Origin of the sequence: uncultured Tateyamaria sp. (assembly GCF_947497045.1) — a bacterium.
In the GTDB taxonomy this organism is placed as follows: domain Bacteria; phylum Pseudomonadota; class Alphaproteobacteria; order Rhodobacterales; family Rhodobacteraceae; genus Tateyamaria.
This window is the reverse complement of the sequence record NZ_CANMEU010000051.1, coordinates 1-319: the sequence shown is the minus strand read 5'-3', so window position 1 is coordinate 319 and position 319 is coordinate 1. Positions and strand designations below refer to the sequence as shown.

The window sequence follows — 319 nt, the reverse complement described above, 5'->3', positions numbered from 1 at the left end:
TGGCATGGCGCGAGCGCCTGATTGACCTTGTCGCCCGCAAATGTGCCTGCAATTCCTTCTTGAGAACGCCCCGCGTCTGGATGAACAGGCTTCGGTAGATCGTCTCATGCGAGATACGCTTTTGGTCGTCGTTGGGATGTTCTCGCATCAGCCGGCCTGCAATTTGTTGCGGGGACCACTTGCGGTGCATCTTGGCGGATATCGTCCGGCAGAGATAGTCGTTGCCCAAGAGCTTGCAGGGCTTGGGGCGATGCGCGCGATCCCAGGCCGCCGCGTCAGACATGGCCGCACGGTATCGCCGGACACCGCCGTTGCGTCT

General features: G+C 61.1%; 1 protein-coding gene. It reads right to left on the bottom strand.

Annotated features, from left to right (window positions below):
• Positions 1 to 319 (bottom strand): helix-turn-helix domain-containing protein (locus Q0859_RS21470; protein WP_299155216.1); only part of this gene is annotated, 319 nt, incomplete at both ends.